Below are 21,377 nucleotides of genomic sequence, written 5' to 3' on the forward strand. Positions count from 1 at the left end.
ACGACGTTCAGTCCCAGGAGGGCTCCTCCACCACCTGGGGCGGCAGGCCGGCGGGCCGGGGGCCGCCGTAGTCGACGCCGTAGGCGCCGGGCGCGGGACGCCGCTTCTTGACCGGCGCGGTCTCGCCGGGCGCCATCCGGCGCGCGGTCACGAGGAACGCCGTGTGCCCGATCATCTTGTGCCCGGGACGCACCGCCAGCCCCTCGACGTGCCAGTCGCGCACGAGCGACTCCCAGGCCTGCGGCTCGGTGAACCCGCCGTGAGCGCGCAGCGTCTCGACGATCCGGCTCAGCTGCGTGGTGGTCGCGACGTACGCGCAGACGATGCCGCCCGGCACGAGGGCGCCGGCCACGGCCTCCACGCACTCCCAGGGGGCGAGCATGTCCAGGATGATCCGGTCGACGTGCGCGCCGGAGGCGGGCAGGGCCTCGGCCAGGTCGCCGAGCTCGAGGCTCCACGCAGGGTGGTCGCCGCCGAAGAACTGGGTGACGTTGCGCCGCGCGACGTCGGCGAACTCCTCACGGCGCTCGTACGACGTGACGCGGCCGTGCGGACCCACCGCGCGCAGCAGCGAGCAGGTCAGTGCGCCGGACCCGACGCCGGCCTCGACGACGTGGGCGCCGGGGAAGATGTCGGCCATCGCCACGATCTGGGCGCTGTCCTTGGGGTAGACCACGGCCGCGCCACGGGGCATCGACACCACGAACTCGGAGAGCAGCGGGCGGAAGACGAGGTACTGCCCGCCGGCGGTCGAGGTGATCGTGAACCCCTCGTCGCGCCCGATCAGGTCGTCGTGCTCCATGCCGCCGCGGTTGGTGTGGAAGCTCTTGCCGGCCTCGAGGCGGATGTTGTGGCGGCGCCCCTTCTGGTCGACCAGGCGCACCCACTCCCCCTCGCGCAGCGGTCCGCGGTGCACGCCCGACCAGGCCTCGGGTGCCACGTCGACCCACGGGGCGTTCTCACGCGGCGGGTGCTGGTCCAGGGCCTCCTGGTCCAGGATCTCCGCTTCCGACAGCTGGGGGTCCGTCAGGGGGTCAGGCGTGTGCTCGAGCATGCGCGGAAGACTATCGGCGGGCGCTGCGGAACGCCCTATCGACGTCGGCGGTCGACAGCACCCCGAAGAGGTGGCCGTTCTCGTCGACGACGAGGTACTCCGAGGCCGGCGTGCTGCCCAACGCGACCACCAGGTCCTCGCCCGACAGGGAGCTGGACAGGGTGAGTCCCGGCTCGATGCTGCGCGCGATGCTCGAGACCGGCAGCCAGGGCCGGCGCTCCTCCGGCGTCGCGAGCAGCCCGGCCTCGCTGACGATGCCCACCGGCCTGCCCTCGCTGGTGACGGTCACGATGCTGCCTGCCTCGACCTCCTGGGCGCGTCGTACCGCCTCGGCGACCGAGACATCGTCAGGCACCGCGAGGGTACGGCGGGCGAGGTCGCGGGCGACCAGGCGCGGCAGCTTGGCGCGCAGGCGCCCCGACGCGATGGAGGCCGATGCCCCCGTCCAGAGGAAGAGCGCGATGACGAAGGCGATCAGGTAGTCGAAGACGTCGGGGCCCCGGCCGAGCACGGCGGGCTGGGCGGCCGGCCACAGCAGCATCGCCAGGGCTGCGACCCGTCCCCCCCAGCCGGCGGCGATGGTGCCGCGGTGCACGTTGCCGGTGAGCTTCCACACCCCGGCCTTGAGCACCCGGCCTCCGTCGAGCGGCAGACCGGGGACCAGGTTGAGGATCCCCACGAGCAGGTTGGCGACGATGAGTCCCTGCAGCACGAGCAGCAGCAGCCCGTCGGGGGTGACGGGCACCAGGGCGAGGGCGAGAAGACCGATGCCGATCGAGGTCAGCGGGCCCACCACCGCGATGAGGAACTCCTGACGCGGGGTGCGGGACTCCCCCTGGATCTCGGTCGCCCCGCCGAGGAAGTGCAGGGTGATCGCGCGCACGGCGAAGCCCTGCCGGCGCGCCATCAGAGCGTGGGAGGCCTCGTGCAGCAGCACCGACCCGTAGAGCACGACCGCGAAGGTCACGCCCGCGACGTACTTCCAGCCCCCGAGCCCGGGCTGGGCCTGGTCGACGGCGGGCGCCATCACCACCGCGATCAACCCCGCGATCAGGAACCAGGAGGAGGACACGAGGACGTCGCTGCCCGCGATCGTGCCGATGCGCAGCGTCCCCGGAGGGCGGCGCGGCGTGCGAGGGGAGGCGTCTGGGGGCACAGCGCGAGGCTATCCGACCTCGCCAGGCGCCCCGCGCTGTCGGCGGGCTCGCCTAGGGTCGAGTCATGAGCGTGCAGCAGGACTCCCCGGCCGATCGGGTCTCCACACCGGTGGACGGCGTGGAGGTCCTGGCGTCGCTGTCCCCCAGCCGGGCCGGGGACTTCTTGACCTGCCCGCTGCTCTACCGGTTCCGGACCGTCGACCGGCTGCCGGAGCCGCCGTCACCCGACGCGGTGCGCGGCACCGTGGTGCACAAGGTGCTCGAGGACCTCTTCGACCTGCCGGCGGCGCAGCGGACGCCCGAGCAGGCCCGGCAGATGCTCGAGCCGGCCTGGCACCGGCTGCTCGAGGCCGAGCCGGAGGTCGCCTCGATGCTCGAGGGCGACGGCCCCGAGCTGGCGTCGTGGCTGGCCGGCGCCCACGCCGTGCTCGAGCGCTACTTCAGCCTCGAGGACCCGCAGCGCCTCGAGCCCGCCGAGCGAGAGCTCTACATCGAGACGGTGCTGGACTCGCGACTGCTGCTGCGCGGGTTCGTGGACCGCCTCGACGTCTCCCCCGACGGGCTGGTCCGCATCGTCGACTACAAGACGGGCCGGGCGCCCAGTGAGGCCTTCGAGGCCAAGGCGCTGTTCCAGATGAGGTTCTACGCGTTGGTGCTGTGGCGCACCCGCGGCGTGGTGCCGTCGATGCTGCAGCTGGTCTACCTCGGCAGCGGGGAGATCCTGCGCTTCGTCCCCGACGAGGCCGACCTGCTCGCCACCGAGCGCAAGATCGAGGCGATCTGGGAGGCGATCCGGTCAGCCGAGGAGACCGGCGACTGGCAGCCGCGGCGCAGTGGGCTCTGCGCCTGGTGTGCCCATCAGGCGATCTGCCCCGAGTTCGGCGGCACTCCCCCGCCGCTGCCGTCCGACGGGTAGAGCACACACGCCACGTCGACGTCTCCGTCCCGGCGCAGTCGCGGGTCGACTCCGTCGTGGAAGTGCACCTCCACACCGGAGCCGTGGTCGTCGATGCGGTCCACGCCGCCCCACAGGGGCTCGTCAGGGTTCTCCCCGCGGATCCGATCGAGCAGGCCGCGCACCTGCGTGGAGCCGCCCCGGCCGATGCGGGCCACCTGACTCGGTCGGTCCAGCGGGTCCAGAGAGCCGAGCAGGGTCTGCTCGGCCTCGTAGGTCTCGGGGGCGCTCCGCGTCCAGTGCTCCTCCAGCAGAGCGCGCAAGTCGCGTGACTCCCACCCGCAGGCCGGTGTCGCCTCCGGGCAGCGCGGATGGAAGCTGCACCCCATCGGGGGGTTCGCAGCGTCGGGGATCTCTCCCCGGGGCAGCTCGCGATCGACCATCAGCTCGGGGTCGGGCTCGGGGATCGCCTTCAGCAGCGCCTTGGTGTAGGGGTGGCGAGGGTTGCGGAAGATCTCCTCCGTCGGGCCGATCTCCACCACTCGGCCGAGGTACATGATCGCGATGCGGTCGCAGAAGTACTTCGCGCTGGCCAGGTCGTGGGTGATGTAGATGTAGGTGAGGCCGAGATCCCGCTTGAGGTCCAGCATCAGCTGGAGGATCTTCGCCCGCACGCTCATGTCGAGCATCGACACCGGCTCGTCGGCGACCAGGACCTCCGGGTCCAGGATGATCGCGCGGGCGATGACCGCACGCTGCTTCTGACCGCCGGAGAGGTCCGAGGGGTACTTCGACAGGAACCTCTCGACGGGCGCGAGCCCGACGCGCTCGAGGGCGTGCACCACGCGGCGGCGCAGCTCCTCGCCCTGGGCGATCTTGTGGATCACCAGGGGATGACCCACGGCGTCCTCGATCGTCATCGACGGGTTCAGCGCGGCATGGGGGTCCTGGAAGACCATCTGCAGGTTGGTCCGCAGCTCGCGGAGCTCGCGGCCCCGCATGCCGGAGACGACCCGCTCGCCCCGGGCGGCGTCGTGGTAGGTGATCGTCCCGTCCGTGGCGGGGACGAGGCCAAGCAGAGCCCGGCCGAGCGTGGACTTGCCACTGCCCGACTCCCCGACAAGACCGAGCACCTCGCCGCGCCGCAGGTTGAAGGACACCCCGTCCACGGCCTTGACCGAGCGTGCCTTGAGGCCGAGCAGACGGGTCAGCGCCCCACTGTGCAGCTGGAAGTGGACGGAGAGGTCGTCGACGTCGACCACGGCGTCCGATCGTGTCTCCACCCGGGGGGACAGTGGCGGCTCAGGCTTCGTCGGCAACGGAGATCTCCTCCCGCACCAGAGGTGCGCGTTCGTGCTCGGTCAGGTCCACCTTGTCGTCGCGCAGGTCGGCCGCCCAGCAGGCCGCGCGGGTGCCCGAGTCGTGCAGGCGGTGGACAGGGTGTCGGGTGGCGCACACCTGCATGGCGTCCGGGCACCGCGGGTGGAAGTAGCAGCCGCTGGGCGGGTCCACGAGGTCCGGTGGGGCGCCGTCGATGAAGTTCAGCCCCGTGGTGCGCAGCGAGATGGTGGAGCGCAGCAGCTCACGGGTGTAGGGGTGCTGAGGACGGGAGAACACCTCGCGGGCGTCGCCGATCTCCACGATCTCGCCGGCGTACATCACCGCGACCCGGTCGCAGGCCTCCGCGATGATGCCGAGGTTGTGGGTGATCAGCAGCAGTGACGTCTCGTAGTTCGCCCGCAGGTCGTGCAGGATGCGGATGATCTGCGCCTCGACGAGCACGTCGAGGGCGGTCGTGGGCTCGTCCGCCACCACGAAGGCGGGCCGCAGCACCAGTGCGAGCGCGATCATCAGCCGCTGACGCATCCCGCCGGAGAACTCGTGGGGATAGGCCCGGTAGCGCGTGGGCGGGATCCCCATCAGCCGCAGCGCCTCCAGCGACCGCTGCTCGACCTCGGCCTTGCTGATGCCCTTGACATGGGTGCGCAGCGTCTCGGAGAAGTGCTCCGAGATCCGCATCAGGGGATTCAGCCGGGTCAGTGGCTCCTGGAAGATCATCGCGAGGTCCTTGCCCCGCATCGCGTGCTGGTCCTTCTTGCGCAGCGACAGCATGTCGCGGCCCTGGAACAGCAGCTCACCGTCGCGGGCCGCCCCGTCGGGCAGCAGGCCGATCAGCCCACGTCCCAGCGTGGACTTGCCGCAGCCGGACTCCCCCACGAGACCGAGGATCTCCCCCTTGCGGATGTCGAAGGTGACCTCGTTGACGGCCTGGACCGGTCCCCGTTCGGTGCCGTACCAGACGCGCAGGTCGCGGACGTCCAGGACGGGTGCATCGCTCGACCCGGCGCTCGCCGCGGAGCCGGGTATGCCTGTCAGGTCGCTCACTTGGTCACCTTCGAGTCGTTGGTCGGAAGGACCACGGGGCGCAGTCGGCGCCTCCGCAGCGCCGGGTTGACGGTCTCGTTGAGCCCCTCTCCGACCAGGGTGAGGGCGGTGATCAGCAGCACGATGGCCAACCCCGGGAACAGCGCCGGCCACCAGGTGCCCGCGGCGGCGTCGTCCAGGGCGCGGCTCAGGTCATAGCCCCACTCGGAGGCCTCGTTGGACTGGATCCCCAGTCCCAGGAACCCCAGCGCCGCCAGGGTGCCCAGGGCGTCGGCGGCGTTCAGGGTGCCGAGCACCGGCACCGACTGGACGACGTTGCCGAAGAGGTACTTGCGCATGATCGTGAACGGGGGCGCGCCGATCGCGCGCGCAGCCTCGACGTACGTCGCCTCGCGTGCCGACACCGTGGTGTTGCGCACCACCCGGAAGTACTGCGGGATGTAGACGGCTGTCAGCGAGAGCGCCGCAGCGACGATGCCGCCGCCCAGCGGGCCTCGGAGCAGGAACGAGAAGATGATCGCGAGAAGCAGCGCGGGGAAGGCGTAGAGCGCGTCCATCACGAAGACCAGCAGCCGGTCGATCCAACCTCCGACGAAGCCCGAGACGATGCCCAGCGGGACGCCGATCAGGGAGGAGAACAGGACGGCCAGGACGATCACCTCGAGGGCGGTGCGCGCACCCCACACCACCCGCGAGTAGATGTCGTAGAACTGGTCGTTGGTGCCCAGCCAGTGCTCCCCCGACGGAGGGGCGAGCTTGGGCAGCTTGGCGCCGTCGACGGAGGCCTGGTTGTAGTCGTAGGGAGCGATCCAGGGGGCGAAGACCGCGAAGACGACGAAGACGGCGGTGATCAGCAGACCGGTGAAGAAGATCCACCGGGCCATGCCCTTGGTGTTCCAGATGGTGTGGAAGAGATTGCGCATCAGTACCTCACTCGCGGGTCGACGAGCGCGTTGATGATGTCGACGGCGACGCTGACGATCACCACGATCATCGCGAAGAACGTCACCAGGCCCTGCACCGCGATGTAGTCGCGGGCGGTGATGTAGTCGATCAGTGCTGTGCCGAGCCCTGGCCAGTTGAAGGTCCGCTCGGTGAGCACCGCTCCCGAGAGGGTGAGGGCGATCTGGAGGCCGATCACGGTGATCACCGGGACCAGCGCGTTGCGGAACGCGTGCTTGCGGACCACGCGGCCCTCGGAGATGCCGCGGGCCCTGGCCGCCTCGACGTAGTCGCCCTTCATCGCCTGGATCACGTTGATCCGCACCAGCCGGATGATCACGCCGGAGATCAGCAGCCCGAGCGTCAGGCAGGGCAGCACGTGGTGCTTGAGGATGTCGACGGTCGCGGTGCCGTCGCCCGCCAGGATCGCGTCGACGAGCAGGATGTGCGTGCGCGGCTCCACGGTGAACTTGGTGACGACCGAGGCGATGTCGTAGGTCGGCCACCCCGGGAAGAGCTGCACCACGAGGATGACCAGCATGATGCCCACCCAGAAGATCGGCGCGGCGTAGGCGACGACTCCGAAGACGCGGATCACCGCGTCGAGGGCGGAGTCGCGATGCCGACCGGCCAGGCGCCCCAGGGGCAGGCCGATGAGCAGCGCCACCAGGAAGGCGCCGAGAGTCAGCGTGAGCGTCGCCCCGCCCTGGTCCTTGATGATGTCGAAGACCGGCCGGTTGTCGCTGATCGTCTTGCCGAGGTCCAGGCGGACGACGTCCCCTAGGTAGTCGAGGTACTGGACGATCATGGGCCGGTCCAGACCGAGGGTGGCGCGCCGGGCGTCCAGCGCGTCCTCGCTCAGCTTGCCGCCGACGGCCGCGGAGACCGGGTCTCCCGGCGCTACCCGCAGCAGGAAGAACACCATGGTGAGCAGGACCCACATCATCGGGACGACCAGGGCGAGTCGCACCAGTACGTAGCGGGGCAGTGAGCCCGATGCGGAACTCAAGAGCTGACTCCTCTGGACGGGGCGGGGCTGGGGACATGAAGCGGGGAGGAGGGTGCGTGGCGCGCACCCTCCTCCCCAGGGGGTGGGGCGGGATCAGCCGTTCTTCGAGATGCCCCAGAAGCGGAAGATGTAGGTCGGGTCGAGCGTCTCCTCGACCCCCTCCATCTGGGAGCTGGCCACGGCCACGTTCTGACCGTTCCACGACGGGATGAGGGGCACGTCCTCGGCCACGATGTCCTGGATCTCGCCGATCAGCTCGTTGCGCGCGTCGGCGTCGGTCTCAGCGAGCTCCTCGTCGAGCAGGCCGTTGACCTCCTCGTTGCTGTAGTTGTTCGCGTAGAAGCCCCCGTCGCGCAGGAACGGCGACAGGTAGTTGTCGGCGTCCAGGAAGTCGGGGTACCAACCGAGGATGAACAGGTCGTAGGCACCCTCCTTGTAGAGGTTCTGGTACTGCTCCCACTCGGCGTCCTCGGTGGAGACGTCGAACAGTCCGCTGTCGTTGAGCTGCGAGGCGAGCTCGTTGGCCTCGTCGACCGCGTTCGGACCGTAGTGGGTGGGCGTGTAGCCGATGGTCAGCTCCACCGGGGTCTGGATCCCGGCGTCCTCGAGCAGCTTCTTGGCGGCATCCACATCGGGCTCGCCGTACTTCTCCTCGAAGGAGTCCTTCTGTCCACCGAAGCCGGGCGGCACGATGGAGTACGACGGCTCGACGGTGCCGTCGTAGGCGTTCTTCGCGATGGCCTCACGGTCGATGATCTGCGCGACCGCCTGACGGGTGGCGACATCCTTGGCGGCAGGGTTCGCGAACTGCCACACCCAGTAGCGGAACTCCGACCCCTCGCCCTGGATGACGTCGACCTTGCCGCCCTCCTCCAGGGAGTTCAGGTCGGTGGGGCTCAGCGTGCGCCAGGCCACGTCGACCTGGCCGGACTCGACCGCCTGCTTGAGCGGGGCGGCGTCGTTGAAGTACTGCACGAAGACCTGCGAGCTGGCGGGGGTGCGCTCGCCGTCGTACTCGGCGTTCGCCTCGAGCACGGCCTGCTCGCCGGCCTTGTACTGGCTGAGCTTGAAGGGGCCCGAGCCGATGACCTCGGCGTCGCCGAGCAGCTTGTCGGCCGGGAACGTCTCCTCGTCGACGATCGAGGCGGTCGCCGTGGTCAGCACCTTGAGGAAGGTGGTGTCCGGACGGTTGAGGTGGAAGACGACCGTGGTGTCGTCCGGGGTCTCGATCGCGCCCTCGGCGAGGGCCGGGCTCTTCTCGTCGCCGTTGCTGATCGCGCCGAGCAGGACCGACGAGCCGTTGGGGTCCGCGATCGCGATGTTGCGCTCGAGCGAGAACTTCACGTCCGAGGAGGTCAGCTCGTTGCCGTTGGAGAACGTCAGGCCCTCGCGCAGGGTGCAGGTCACGGTCTCAGCGTCGTCGTACTCGCACGACTCCGCGGCGTCACCCACCGGCTCGTCTGCGCCGGCCGGGATCGAGACGAGTTGCTCGAAGATGTTGAACTGCATGTTCCAGGAACCGAAGTCGTAGGACCCGGCGGGGTCCATCGCGGTGACGGACTCGGTGGTGCCGAGGATCCAGGGAGCGCTGGAGCCTCCCTCGGGCGAGCCCTCGCCGCCGTTGCCCCCGTCGTCGTCCTCACTGCCACAGGCGACGAGGGACGCCAGCAGCACGCCCACCCCCGCCAGCGCGATCGCATGCTTTCTGCGGTTCACGTCAAGACCCCTCACTGAATGGAAACCGGCCCCGATCGACACCGGCTCCCGGGAACATACTGGCCGCGGTGTGGCCCACGCCACCGCAAGTTCCCCGGTGAAAGGTCGCGAATCGACAACTGTCTGCACGGCAGTCGGACTGGCGGCCCCGGTCAGCGGAGCACCGCCGGGCGTCTCAGTCCACCAGGGCGCGCAGGCCGGCGGTGTCGAGTCCGACCAGGCTGTCGCGGAAGACGCGGCTCTCGCCCTCGAGGATCGGGACGTGGTTGGGCACGCAGAGGACGAGGCAGCCGGCCGCCTCGGCGGAGCGCGCCCCGGTGTTGGAGTCCTCGATCGCCAGGCACGAGGTCGGGTCGAGCTCGAGGGCACCGGCGGCCCTGAGGTAGGGCTCGGGGTGCGGCTTTCCGTGGGTGACCGCGTCGCCGGTCACGATCTCGGCGAAGGTGCCGGCGGGGAGGGCGTCGAGAACGGGCGCGACGAAGCGTAGGTAGGACATCGTCACCAGCGCACAGGGCACTCCCCTGCGTCCGAGGTCCGCGAGAAGCTCACGGGCGCCGGGTCGCCACGGCACCTCGCGCTCGACCCGGGCCACGACTCCGTCGAGCAGCTCCTCGACGATCACCGACGGCTCGAGGTCGATGCCCATGTGCTCGCGGATGTAGCGCCCCGAGCTGATCAGGTCGTTGCCGACCAGGTTCAGCGCGTGCTCGCGGCTCCAGGTGCCGCCGTGCCGCTCGGCGAGCTCGAACTCGGTCTCGATCCAGTAGGGCTCGGTGTCGACCAGGGTGCCGTCCATGTCCCACAAGACCGCCTTGGGCCACCGCGCAGATGTCGTCCTCACAGTGCCCTCCCTCACGCTCGATGCGACGACTCACCCTAAGACCAAGTGTTCACGGTCGGGCGAGGCGTCTGCGGATCGTCGCGCTGTGCAGGTCGACGACGGGTGGTCCAGGCCACTTCGTCGGTCCCGAGACGGTCGAGACGGCTGAGGTTTCGCCGCTCGCGATGCCAGGGTCGGGATCGGTCGCCGCAATGTCGCCAGCGCCGGTGACTGCGACGTCGCAACGACTGCGCTGGAGGCGGCGAGAGGGACTACAAACTTACTCGGCAGAGGGTGAGGCGCACAACAGACTTCGTGCGATCCGTGCAACATAGCCGTTCCCGAGACAACCTCACTATCGGGGGCTCTACTGGGAAAAGGACGCTCGGAGGAACGTCCGGCCGACACCGCTATTCCGTACTTCGGACATCCACTCGCACTGCCTGACCTGCGCTCCTCCGGCATCGCGAGTGGCGCCCTCTGGCGCCCATGGAGGAGGTCGGAAAGCATGGTCAGGAAGACGAAAGCAAAGCTCCATGTGCTGCTCGTCAGCACATTGGCCGCGTCCCTCACGCTCAGTGCGGGCACGGCGGCCACAGGTGCCGCACCGGGCGGTGGTGGCGGCGGTGGCGGCGGCGACGACGGAGGCGGTTCTGGTACGGGCTCGGTCTATTCCGAGCTCGTCGTGGCCCTGCGCGAACCGGACGGCACACCGCGGTTGAAGGAGTACGTCGTCCCGGAGACCGAGGAGGCCGCCGAGGCCGTCGAATACTGCGTTCAGCCGGTGTCCTACACCGCTGTGCCGGGGGTCGCCGCCATGGTCAACCCGCTCGACGGGCGCAACGTGTGGGTGATCCCGCTGCAGGGTGAGTGGATCAAGAGCCCGGTCGACCCGCTGCCGGTCGCCGAGATCGAGGCGTGCGACGCGCAGCCCCAGTACGCCATGTTCGTGGTCGAGCCCGAGCTCGAGCGACTGAACATGACGCGCACGAGCGAGGACGTGCTGGCGCGGAAGATCAAGGACGTCGAGACCAAGTTGACCTTGGCCGCCACGGTCTCGCTCGACGCGGCCGGGCGGCTGTCCACCGACGGCTCCTCGCTGGACGCGGCGCCTGAGTACGCCGCGATCTACGAGAGCCTGATGACCACCGGCAAGATCCCCGGGCTCGACTACGCCGACATCGGCTACAACGCGTGGCAGTTGGCCGCCGTCGCCGTCGGCACCACCTCGAGCAAGTACGTCCCGATCACCGTCGACACGGTCGAGTACTACAACCGGATCGTCGGCTTCACCGCCCTCGACCCGCTGCCATCGTGGGGATCGCTGTCGTTCATCCAGTCTGCGGACCCCGATCCGGCCACGCCGGTGCCGATCGACGTCCTGCCCGCCGGTGAGAGCTTCGTCGACTACAGCGGCTTCGTCTACAACCGCTCCGAGATCTTCACCGGGGCTGTGACCTGGCTCGATGTCGCCGGGATGACCTGGCACGTCGACCGGGTTCTTGACGCCGTCGAGTGGACCAACCTGACGGACACCACTGGCCTCACCGAGGACGAGGTCAACAGCCGGTCCCTCTCCGGGGTCACCGCGTTCACGCAGATGGCGGACGACGCACGTGCCGTGATCGCCTACCTGCACGAGAACGAGGTCGTCCTGCCGGGCTTCTACATGGACCCGGTGCTCGTCGACACCTATGACGAGCAGATGGACTCGATCACCCTTCCGGCCGTGCAGGTGACGGCCCCGGAGGTCGCGTTCCAGACCCTGCCCTTCGTGGCGACGAGCTCGCTCTTCAACCCGTGGGGCGGCACGCTGATCGACGAGGCCAGGGTGCGTGTGACCATCGATGCGCCGACCGCTCTCGAGGCGGGTGACGTCACGATCACCTCCGGTGGCGTGGAGGTTCCCCTCACGACCTCCGGGGAGGACCTCACCGGTTGGCTGGGCGCGGAGACCGGGTTCGAGATGAAGCCGGGATACCGGATGACGACTGACCTCGACGTCACGGTGACAGGGGCCGCACCCAGCGGCGACTTCACCATGGCCCTCGAGCTCGTCGACGTCGACGACACGGCTGCGGTCCTGGCCAGCGACAGCTCGTCGGTCGACGTCCACCCGGCCACGCTGGCCGTGCTGTGGGGGGCTGACCTGCCGGTGCTCGGCACCCAGGACGCCTACTACCCCCTGCCCGTGCGGGTCTACTCCCCCGTCGAGCAGGAGGGCACGCTGACCTTCACGTTGACCGGCCCCGAAGACGACCCCGACACGCAACTGTTGGAGGAGCTCGAGGCAGGCGAGGCGAAGGTCTTCGCCAGCGACGGCCTCGACATGGTTGCGATGAGCCTGTCGCTCAGCGGTCAGGACGAACTCAGCGGGACGTGGCCGGCGTCGCTCAACCCCGGGTACACCGACCTCGTGTGGTATCTGATGGTCAATGAGGGTGCCCCTGTCGGGCAGTACGGCATCGACGTCGGCATCCAGGGTGGCACCGACCTGGCCGAGACGGCGTACGTGTCCTTCGCGGCACCCGCCGTGCACGGACAGAAGCCCCCGGACAGCGGCGAGGACACCACCGCCCCGGTCGTGATGATCACGACCGACGCCATCACCTCCGACTCGGCCTCGTTCAGCTTCGTGGCCAACGAGGACGGCGCGACGCTGAAGACCCTGCTGGCGGTCCATGGCGTCAAGGGTGAGTGGGAGGACGCAGCCGTGGGCACCAAGACCTACACCGGTCTGGAGCCTGGCGACTACGTGTTCTACGTCAAGGTCACCGACCTCGACGCGAACGCCGCCACCTACATCCAGAAGTTCACGGTCCCCCAGCCCAGCCCCACGGTCGTCGACGCCACCCTGAGGGCCAAGGACAACGGCGCCAGGGACGACAGGATCAACGTCGTGGCGGGCACCGCCCAGGCTGCGGGCGCGTCGGTGACCGTCATCAAGATCACGAGGAACGGCAATCGGGTCTTGGTCGGGACCGGCGTCCTGGGAGCCAACGGGAAGGTGAAGATCGTGGTGCACGACAAGAACGGATGGAAGAGGACGAAGTACGTCGCCAAGGTCGCCAAGACCGGCACGACGACGCAGGACTGGACCAACAGGCGTCGCGTTCGTTGATCCACGCAGCAACATGAGGTGAGGCTCCGGGGCAGTCTGAGGACTGCCCCGGAGCCGAGCCACCCCGGCTCAGTCCTCCGGGTCGTAGGCGAGGTTCGACGACAGCCAGCGCTCGGCCTCCGCCATCGTCCAGCCCTTGCGCTCGGCGTAGTCCTCGACCTGGTCGCGGCCCACCCGGCCGACGACGAAGTACTGCGACTGCGGGTGGGAGAAGTACCAGCCCGAGACCGCTGCCCCCGGCCACATGGCCATCCCGTCGGTGAGCTCGATCTCGGTGTTGGCGTTGACGTCGAGCAGCTCCCAGAGCGTCTTCTTCTCCGTGTGCTCGGGGCACGCGGGATAGCCGGGGGCCGGGCGGATGCCGGTGTACTTCTCGGAGATCAGCGCCTCGTTGTCGAGCTCCTCGTCGGGGGCGTGGCCCCAGAACTCCTTGCGCACCCGCTCGTGCAGGTGCTCGGCGAACGCCTCGGCCAGCCGGTCGGCGAGCGACTCGAGCAGGATCGCGGAGTAGTCGTCCTGCTCCTCCTTGAAGGCCAAGATCCGGTCGTGGATGCCGAGCCCGGCGGTGACGGCGAAGGCCCCCACGTGATCGGGCAGGCCGGTCTGCTGCGGAGCGACGAAGTCACCCAGCGACCGGTTCGGCACGCCGTCGCGGTGGTCGCCCTGCTGACGCAGGTTGTGCAGCGTCTGGAGCACCTCGGTGCGCGACTCGTCGGTGTAGAGCACGATGTCGTCGCCGACCGCGTTGGCGGGGAAGAAGCCGAAGACGGCGTTGGCGGTGAGCCACTTCTCCTCGATGATCCGGTCGAGCATCGCCTGCGCGTCGTCGTAGAGGGCCCGGGCGGTCTCCCCCGTCGCCGGGTTGTTCAGGATGTCGGGGAAGCGACCCTTCATCTCCCAGGCGTTGAAGAACGGCTGCCAGTCGATGTAGTCGCGCAGCGCGCCCAGGTCGTACGACGACAGCACGTGCACGCCGGGGCTCCGGGGGGCCGGCGGCTCGTAGCCCTGCCAGTCGATCGGGGTCCGGTTGGCGCGGGCCTGCTCGAGCGACACCATCGGCCGGTCGTGCTTGGCGGCATAGCGGGTGCGCAGGGAGTCGTAGTCGGTCTTGAGGTCGGCCAGCAGCTTGGGGCGCTGAGCATCGCTCAGCAGCGCGGCCAGAGTGGGGACCGAGCGCGAGGCGTCCTTGACCCAGACGACCGGCCCGTCGTACTTGCCGTCGACCTTGACGGCCGTGTGGGCGCGCGACGTCGTCGCTCCCCCGACCAGCAGCGGGATCGTCAGGCCCTGACGCTGCATCTCGGCGGCGACGTTGACCATCTCGTCGAGCGAGGGCGTGATCAGGCCAGAGAGGCCGATCGCGTCGGCTCCCACCTCGACGGCCTTGTCGAGGATCTTCTGCGCGGGGACCATCACGCCGAGGTCGATCACCTCGAAGTTGTTGCACTGCAGCACCACACCGACGATGTTCTTGCCGATGTCGTGCACGTCGCCCTTGACCGTGGCCATCACGATGGTGCCGTTGGTGTCCTTGGCGGTGGCGTACTCCGGCTTGTCGAGCTTCTCCTGCTCGATGAAGGGGATCAGGTAGGCCACGGCCTTCTTCATCACCCGGGCGGACTTCACGACCTGCGGCAGGAACATCTTGCCAGCCCCGAACAGGTCGCCGACGACGTTCATGCCGTCCATCAGTGGCCCCTCGATGACCTCGATGGGACGGCCGCCGCGCGACTCGATCAGCGCTCGCAGCTCCTCGGTGTCGGACTCGGCGTAGGCGTCGATGCCCTTGACCAGCGCGTGGGTGATCCGCTCGCCGACGGGCAGCTCGCGCCACTCCTCGGTGACGGCCTCGCTGCGTCCGGCCGCGCGGTTGTGCTCCTCGGCGACCTCCAGGAGCCGCTCGGCCGCGTCGGGGCGCCGGTTGAGCACGACGTCCTCGATGCGCTCGCGCAGCTCGGGGTCGACCTGGTCGTAGACGACGAGGGCGCCGGCGTTGACGATGCCCATGTCCAGCCCGGCCGCGATCGCGTGGTAGAGGAAGACAGCGTGGATCGCCTCGCGCACGGGGTTGTTGCCGCGGAACGAGAACGACACATTGGAGATGCCGCCCGACACCTTGGCGCCGGGCAGGTTCTCCTTGATCCAGCGGGTGGCCTCGATGAAGTCCAGGCCGTACGACGCGTGCTCCTCGATGCCGGTCGCCACTGCGAACACGTTGGGGTCGAAGATGATGTCCTCGGCGGGGAACCCGACCTCCTCGGTGAGGATGCGATAGGCCCGGGCGCAGATCTCCTTGCGCCGCTCGAGGTCGTCGGCCTGGCCGTCCTCGTCGAAGGCCATCACGACGGCAGCCGCGCCGTACTTGCGGCACAGGCGCGCCTGCGCGCGGAAGGCGTCCTCGCCCTCCTTCATCGAGATGGAGTTGACGATCGGCTTGCCCTGGACGCACTTGAGGCCGGCCTCGATCACCTCCCACTTGGACGAGTCGATCATCACCGGGACCCGGGAGATGTCGGGCTCGCCCGCCACCAGCTTGAGGAAGCGGTCCATCGCGGCGACGCCGTCGATCATCCCCTCGTCCATGTTGACGTCGATGACCTGTGCGCCGTTCTCCACCTGCTGGGCAGCCACCGAGAGCGCGGCGTCGTAGTCGGCGTCCTTGATCAGCTTGCGGAAGCGGGCCGACCCGGTGATGTTGGTGCGCTCGCCGACGTTGACGAAGAGGCTGTCGGGAGTGATGTTGAAGGGCTCGAGCCCCGACAGGCGGGTCGCGGCCGGGAGCGTCGCCGGGACGTGGGGGGTGCCGCCCTGGGCGGCGCCGGCGATCGCCGCGATGTGCTCGGGGGTGGTGCCGCAGCAGCCGCCCATGATGTTGGCCAGCCCGTTGTCGGCGAACTCGGCCAGGACCGCCGCCATCTGCTGGGCGGTCTCGTCGTACTCGCCGAAGGCGTTGGGCAGGCCGGCGTTGGGATAGCAGGAGACGAAGCAGTCGGCGACCCGCCCAAGCTCGGCGATGTAGGGGCGCATGTCGGTCGCGCCCAGGGCGCAGTTGAGGCCGATCGCGAGCGGACGCGCGTGGCGCACGGCGTTCCAGAACGCCTCGGGCAGCTGGCCCGAGAGGGTCCGGCCCGACGCGTCGGTGATGGTGCCGGAGATGACGACCGGCCAGCGCCGCTCGCGCTCCTCGAAGAGCGTCTCCAGCGCGAAGATCGCCGCCTTCGCGTTCAACGTGTCGAAGATGGTCTCGATCAACAGCAGGTCGGCACCACCATCGACCAGGCCGCGCGCCTGCTCGAGATAGGCCTCGGCGAGCTCGTCGAAGCTGGTGTTGCGCTTGCCGGGGTCGTTGACGTCGGGGCTGATCGAGGCGGTGCGGTTCGTGGGGCCGAGTCCCCCGGCGACGTAGCGGGGTCGGTCCGGAGTCTCCGCGGTGACCGCGTCGGCCGCCTCGCGGGCCAGCCGCGCCGAGGCGAGGTTCAACTCGTAGCCCAGATCCTCGAGGCCGTAGTCGGCCTGCGAGATGCGCTGGGCGCTGAAGGTGTTGGTCGCGACGATGTCCGCACCGGCGTCGAGGTAGGCGCGGTGGATGTCACGGATCACGTCGGGACGCGTCAGCGACAGCACGTCGGCGTTGCCCTTGAGCTCGCGGTCGAAGTCGGCGAACCGCTCCCCGCGGTAGTCGGCCTCCTCCAGTCCGTAGCCCTGGATCATCGTCCCCATCGCGCCGTCGATCACGAGGATGCGGGTGCGCATCGCCTCGGAGAGCTCGTCGGTCAGGTCGGGACGGATCAGGTCGGCCGGTTGGGCGTCGGACGGGCTCACAGGGTCTCCTCGAAGGTCGCGGGCGGACCGCTTCTCCAGCGTAGGCAGAGCTGTCCACGTCGTGGACCGCCTTCCCGCATCGTGACACCGGCACTCCGCCCCGATGAAATCCTCAGGCGCGAACTAGGCTGGGCAGGTGATCGAGATGGACGACGTGCCCGCGCTGGTCGACCCGGTGGTGATCTCCGCCTTCGAGGGCTGGAACGACGCGGCCGACTCGGCCTCCTCGGTGATCGACCACTTGATCGAGGTCTGGGACGCGCGCGTCGTCGGTGCCGTCGACCCGGAGGAGTTCTACGACTTCCAGGTCAACCGCCCCGTCGTCGGCACCGACTCCAACGGCCACCGGCGCATCGAGTGGCCGACGACGCGGATCGCGGTGGCCTCGCCCCCCGGCCTGGGCCGCGACGTGATCCTGATCCGCGGCATCGAGCCCAACATGCGCTGGCGGCAGTTCTGCGCCGAGCTGCTGGCGGCCTGCGACGAGCTGGGCGGCCAGCTCGTGGTGACGCTGGGCGCCCTGCTCGCCGACGCCCCGCACACGCGCCCCATCCCGGTGACGGGCACGGCGACCGAGCCCGACCTGGTCGACCGGCTCAAGCTCGAGCAGTCGTCCTACGAGGGCCCGACCGGGATCGTCGGCGTCTTCCAGGACGCCTGTGTGCGCCTCGACATCCCCGCCGTCTCCTACTGGGCGGCGGTCCCCCACTATGTCGCCGCGCCGCCGTGCCCGAAGGCGACCCTGGCCCTCGTCGGTCAGCTTGAGGACCTGCTGCAGACGAGCATCCCGCTGGGCGACCTTCCCGATGACGCGCGCGCCTGGGAGCGCGGCGTCGACGAGCTGGCCGAGGAGGACGAAGACGTCGCGGACTACGTCCGTGCCCTCGAGGAGACCCGCGACACCACCGACCTGCCCGAGGCGTCGGGCGAGGCGATCGCGCGCGAGTTCGAGCGCTACCTCAAGCGCCGCGGGGACGACCCGGCCGGCTCCTGACCGGGAGCGACGCTGGCCGGCTGCGTCACAGGGACAGGCCGAGCGCGGCGTCGAGCAGCGCACGCATCGTCTCGGCGGCGGTCGCGTCACTGGTGTCGGCGAGCCCGTCGGTGCCGAGGGTCGCCGCCACCCAGGCGTCGACCGCGGCGAGCGCCGTCGGGGCGTCGAGGTCGTCGGCCAGTGCGCCGAGGACCACGTCGACCACCGGAGCGGCCGGAGCACCGGCACCCAGCGAGAGCGCCTGGCGCAGCCGGACGAGCGCGTCGACCGAGGCCCAGAGCTGGTCGTCGGTCCACTCCCAGTCCGAGCGGTAGTGCTGGCGCAGCAGGGTCAGCCGGATCGCCATCGGGTCGACGTCGCTGCGGCGCAGTGCGGACACGAAGACCAGGTTGCCCCGCGACTTCGACATCTTCTCGCCGTCGTAGGCGACCATGCCGGCGTGCGTGTAGGCCTTCGCGAACGGCGTCCCCGGGACCGCCACATGGGCGTGCCCCGCGCACATCTCGTGGTGGGGGAAGACCAGGTCGCTGCCGCCGCCCTGGACGTCGAAGGCGCCGCCGAGGTGCTCCATGGCGATCGCCGTGCACTCGATGTGCCAGCCGGGGCGCCCGGGGCCGTAGGGGCTGTCCCAGGCGGGCTCGCCGGGGCGCTCGGCACGCCAGACGAGACAGTCCAGCGGGTCGCGCTTGCCGGGACGGTCGGGGTCTCCGCCGCGCTCGGGGAAGATGCGGAGCATCGCCTCGCGGTCGAGGTTGGACACCGCCCCGAAGGCAGGGTCGGCCGTCACCGAGAAGTAGAGGTCGTCGTCCACGCGGTAGACCGCGCCGGCGGCCTCCATCCGGCGGATCAGCTCGGTGACGAGCGGGATCGACTCGACGGCGCCGATGTACTCCGCGGGCGGGATGACGCGCAGCGCCTCCATGTCCTCGCGGAACAGCTGCGTCTCGCGCTCGGCCAGCTCCACCCAGTCGACGTTGACCTTGTCGGCCCGCTCCAGCAGCGGGTCGTCGACGTCGGTGACGTTCTGGACGTAGCGCACCTCGCGTCCGGCGTTGCGCCACGCGCGGTAGAGCAGGTCGAAGCCGAGATAGGTCGCAGCGTGGCCCATGTGGGTCGCGTCGTACGGCGTGATGCCGCAGACGTAGAGCCGGGCGGTTCCGTGCGGCGCCGTCGTCACCAGGGCGTCGGTCGCGGTGTCGTGCACCCGGACGGCGGGACCCGTGACGGGCAGGGTCGGGACGTCTGGAGCAGACCACGTACGCATGTCGGGCAGCCTAGCCAACACCCCCTGCGGGCCCAGTCGGAAGGTCCCATCAAAGGGTCCGGTCAGAAGGGTGGCCACGGGATCGACGGCCAGCCACCGCCGGGCGCCGGCATCGCGCCGTGGCGCACCAGGAGCGCGCACCGCCGGACGAACGCGGCCAGCTCGTCGGCGGTGACAAGCTCGGCCAGCTCCGCGCCGAGGGAGCCCTCCGCCGCCTCGGCCACGCGTCGTACGGCGTCGAGCTCGTCGGGCAGCAGGTCCTGCCCCGCCCAGCCCCACAGCACCGTGCGCAGCTTGTCCTCGACGTGGAAGCTGACGCCGTGGTCGACGCCGTAGCGGTGGCCGTCGTCCATCGCGAGGACGTGGCCGCCCTTGCGGTCGCCGTTGTTGACGAGCACGTCGAAGATCGCCATCCGGCGCAAGGGTGCGGTGTCCTCGTGGATCAGCGACACCGGGCTGTCGTTGCCGTCGACGCCGTCGAAGACCCGGCACCACCCCGCCGGCACCTCGCCCTCCGCGACGATGTCGACGGCCGTCTGCTCCTCGTCCGGCTCCTGCCACAGCTGGACCATGCCCGGCCCGTGCGGTCCGTCGCGCAGGAACGTGAGGGGGACGACGTCCCAGCCGAGTGCCCGGGACACGGCGTACGCCGCGACCTCGCGCTGGGCGAGGGTGCCGTCGGGGAAGTCCCAGAGCGGGCGCTCGCCCGCCACCGGCTTGTAGACCACGCGGACGTCGTCGATCTCTCCGATGAACGTCGCGTTGGAGGCCGGCATCACCCGGCCGTGCAGGCGGATCGGGGCGCTCCGGAGGTCCTCGGAGGGTGACTCCGCGGACGAGTGGGTGCTCACGGGTCGCGGCGGCGGAACCCGTTGGCCCGCACGCACAGGTGGCCGTCGGGGTCGATGGGGTGGCCGCAGAACGGGCAGTCGGGTCGTCCAGCCTCGAGCACGGAGGCGGCCCGCTTGACGAAAGCCCGGGCAGCGGCGGCGGTGAGCCGCACCAGCAGCAGCTCGTCGGGCTCCGGCTCCTCGAGCTCCTCGTCGAGCTGGTCGGGCGACACGACCGCGGCCTCGGTGAACGGGAAGACCTCGATCACGATGCGCTCGTCGGTCGGATCCCACGACAGCGTCATCGTGCCGGCGCGGAACTCCTCCTCGATCGGCTGGTCGAGCGGATTGGTGTCCTCGAGGTCGAGCGGCGCCACTGCGGGCACGACCGCCTCGGTGCTCGCGTTGGTCATCACCTCGTCGAGCAGCTCGTCGATCCGCTCGGTCAGCGCGGCCACCTGCTGCTTCTCCAGCGAGACGCTGACGACGCGGATCCCCTCGCGGGCCTGGAGGAAGAAGGTCCGCTGGCCGGGAGGGCCGACGGTGCCCGCGACGAAGCGCTCCGGAGGGTCGAAACCGTGGACGAGGGGTGCCATGTCGTCCACCTTATGACCCCGCCTCGGACGCGGTCGCGGACGGACCCGCGCCACCGCCGACGACCGCGTCGCCGGATGGGGCGGCCGCCGCCGCGTGTCCGGCAGGGGGGACGAGCCAGTCCAGGGCCCCGGCATGGGTGTTCAGGCCCAGCACGTAGGGCCGGGTCGAGGTGTAGCGGACGACCGACAGCGAGGCCGGGTCGACGTGGATGCGCTGGAACTGGTCGAGATGGGTGCCCAGCGCGTCGGCCAGGATCGACTTGATGATGTCGCCGTGCGAGACGGCGACCCAGACCGCGCCCGGTCCGTGCTCGGCCTCGATGGCGGCGTCGTGGCCCCGGATCGCCTCGACCGCACGGGCCTGCATCACCTGCATCGACTCGCCACCGGGGAAGGTGACGGCGGACGGCTGGGCCTGGACGACCTTCCACAGGTCCTCCTTAGCGAGGTCCTTGATCGCCCGGCCCTGCCAGTCCCCGTAGTCGCACTCGACCAGGCCCCGCTCGCTCACCACGCGCGGCACCGGACGCTCGGTGCCCCTCTGGGCCTCGGCGATGGCAGCGGCCGTCTGGCGACAGCGGGTCAGCGGGCTCGTGACGATCGCGACGAGGGGGACCTGCTCCAGGCGGGCCCCCGCCGCGGCCGCCTGCTTCGCGCCGGCCTCGTCCAGCCGGACCCCCGCCTGGCGGCCCGCGAGCATGCCGGAGGCGTTGGCGGTCGTGCGCCCGTGGCGCGCGAGGATGACAGTGGCCATGACCGGGAGCCTAGTGGG

16 protein-coding genes are annotated in these 21,377 nt (G+C 70.1%); 3 read left to right on the forward strand and 13 right to left on the reverse strand.

Annotated features, from left to right (window positions below; translation table 11 throughout):
• Nucleotides 1–7: 7 nt before the first annotated feature.
• The gene (locus ACYU7L_RS01465) at nucleotides 8–916 is read right to left on the reverse strand and encodes a tRNA (adenine-N1)-methyltransferase (protein WP_460793629.1); all 909 of its coding nucleotides are present in this window, start codon (nucleotides 914–916) and stop codon (nucleotides 8–10) included.
• 148 nt (nucleotides 917–1,064) lie between these two features.
• Nucleotides 1,065–2,210 carry a site-2 protease family protein gene (locus ACYU7L_RS01470; RefSeq protein ID WP_460793410.1) on the reverse strand — a complete coding sequence of 382 codons (1,146 nt, stop codon included), beginning with the start codon at nucleotides 2,208–2,210 and terminating at the stop codon, nucleotides 1,065–1,067.
• Nucleotides 2,211–2,275: 65 nt separating this feature from the next.
• Here ACYU7L_RS01470 and ACYU7L_RS01475 point away from each other — a divergent pair, with 65 nt between their 5' ends.
• A complete protein-coding gene (locus ACYU7L_RS01475; RefSeq protein WP_460793411.1) occupies nucleotides 2,276–3,127 on the forward strand; it encodes a RecB family exonuclease in 852 nt (283 codons plus the stop codon).
• Here ACYU7L_RS01475 and ACYU7L_RS01480 read toward each other — a convergent pair.
• From ACYU7L_RS01480 to ACYU7L_RS01505, 6 genes are all read right to left on the reverse strand, one after another.
• A complete protein-coding gene (locus ACYU7L_RS01480) occupies nucleotides 3,070–4,389 on the reverse strand; it encodes an ABC transporter ATP-binding protein (RefSeq protein ID WP_460793412.1) in 1,320 nt (439 codons plus the stop codon). The two genes, ACYU7L_RS01475 and ACYU7L_RS01480, sit on opposite strands and share 58 nt — an antisense overlap.
• A gap of 19 nt (nucleotides 4,390–4,408) precedes the next feature.
• Nucleotides 4,409–5,491, reverse strand: coding sequence for an ABC transporter ATP-binding protein (locus tag ACYU7L_RS01485; protein ID WP_460793413.1), 1,083 nt, complete (start codon nucleotides 5,489–5,491; stop codon nucleotides 4,409–4,411).
• The gene (locus tag ACYU7L_RS01490; protein ID WP_460793414.1) at nucleotides 5,488–6,414 is read right to left on the reverse strand and encodes an ABC transporter permease; all 927 of its coding nucleotides are present in this window, start codon (nucleotides 6,412–6,414) and stop codon (nucleotides 5,488–5,490) included. Before ACYU7L_RS01490 ends, ACYU7L_RS01485 begins: the two co-directional genes overlap by 4 nt.
• Nucleotides 6,414–7,442: an ABC transporter permease gene (locus ACYU7L_RS01495; RefSeq protein WP_460793415.1), complete on the reverse strand. Its 1,029-nt coding sequence runs from the start codon at nucleotides 7,440–7,442 to the stop codon at nucleotides 6,414–6,416. The genes ACYU7L_RS01490 and ACYU7L_RS01495 overlap by 1 nt, the downstream gene beginning before the upstream one ends.
• 93 nt (nucleotides 7,443–7,535) lie before the next feature.
• Entirely contained in the window at nucleotides 7,536–9,158 is a 1,623-nt protein-coding gene (locus tag ACYU7L_RS01500) for an ABC transporter substrate-binding protein (protein WP_460793416.1), read from the reverse strand.
• A 175-nt stretch (nucleotides 9,159–9,333) separates the two neighbouring features.
• Nucleotides 9,334–9,999, reverse strand: coding sequence for an HAD family hydrolase (locus ACYU7L_RS01505; protein WP_460793417.1), 666 nt, complete (start codon nucleotides 9,997–9,999; stop codon nucleotides 9,334–9,336).
• 487 nt (nucleotides 10,000–10,486) lie between these two features.
• Between ACYU7L_RS01505 and ACYU7L_RS01510 the strand changes: the two genes are divergently transcribed.
• Complete coding sequence (locus ACYU7L_RS01510) at nucleotides 10,487–13,099, forward strand: hypothetical protein (protein ID WP_460793418.1); 2,613 nt, start codon at nucleotides 10,487–10,489, stop codon at nucleotides 13,097–13,099.
• Nucleotides 13,100–13,168: 69 nt separating this feature from the next.
• Here the strand turns inward: ACYU7L_RS01510 and metH are convergent, their stop codons facing one another.
• Nucleotides 13,169–16,921 (reverse strand): methionine synthase, encoded by a 3,753-nt coding sequence (gene metH / locus ACYU7L_RS01515; protein ID WP_460793419.1) that lies wholly within the window; start codon nucleotides 16,919–16,921, stop codon nucleotides 13,169–13,171.
• Nucleotides 16,922–17,066: 145 nt separating this feature from the next.
• On the opposite strand from metH, the gene ACYU7L_RS01520 reads away from it, so the two are divergent.
• On the forward strand, nucleotides 17,067–17,915 hold the full coding sequence (locus ACYU7L_RS01520) for a PAC2 family protein (RefSeq protein ID WP_460793630.1): 849 nt from the start codon (nucleotides 17,067–17,069) through the stop codon (nucleotides 17,913–17,915).
• Between the two features lie 25 nt (nucleotides 17,916–17,940).
• Here the strand turns inward: ACYU7L_RS01520 and mshC are convergent, their stop codons facing one another.
• The 4 genes from mshC to ACYU7L_RS01540 form a co-directional block, all read right to left on the reverse strand.
• Nucleotides 17,941–19,179: a cysteine--1-D-myo-inosityl 2-amino-2-deoxy-alpha-D-glucopyranoside ligase gene (gene mshC, locus ACYU7L_RS01525; RefSeq protein ID WP_460793420.1), complete on the reverse strand. Its 1,239-nt coding sequence runs from the start codon at nucleotides 19,177–19,179 to the stop codon at nucleotides 17,941–17,943.
• Between the two features lie 62 nt (nucleotides 19,180–19,241).
• Nucleotides 19,242–20,030: an SCO1664 family protein gene (locus tag ACYU7L_RS01530; protein ID WP_460793421.1), complete on the reverse strand. Its 789-nt coding sequence runs from the start codon at nucleotides 20,028–20,030 to the stop codon at nucleotides 19,242–19,244.
• Entirely contained in the window at nucleotides 20,027–20,605 is a 579-nt protein-coding gene (locus ACYU7L_RS01535; RefSeq protein WP_460793422.1) for a DUF3090 domain-containing protein, read from the reverse strand. The genes ACYU7L_RS01530 and ACYU7L_RS01535 overlap by 4 nt, the downstream gene beginning before the upstream one ends.
• 10 nt (nucleotides 20,606–20,615) lie before the next feature.
• Entirely contained in the window at nucleotides 20,616–21,359 is a 744-nt protein-coding gene (locus ACYU7L_RS01540; protein WP_460793423.1) for an MSMEG_4193 family putative phosphomutase, read from the reverse strand.
• Nucleotides 21,360–21,377 lie beyond the last annotated feature (18 nt).

The sequence above is a fragment of the Nocardioides pacificus genome (assembly GCF_054775955.1).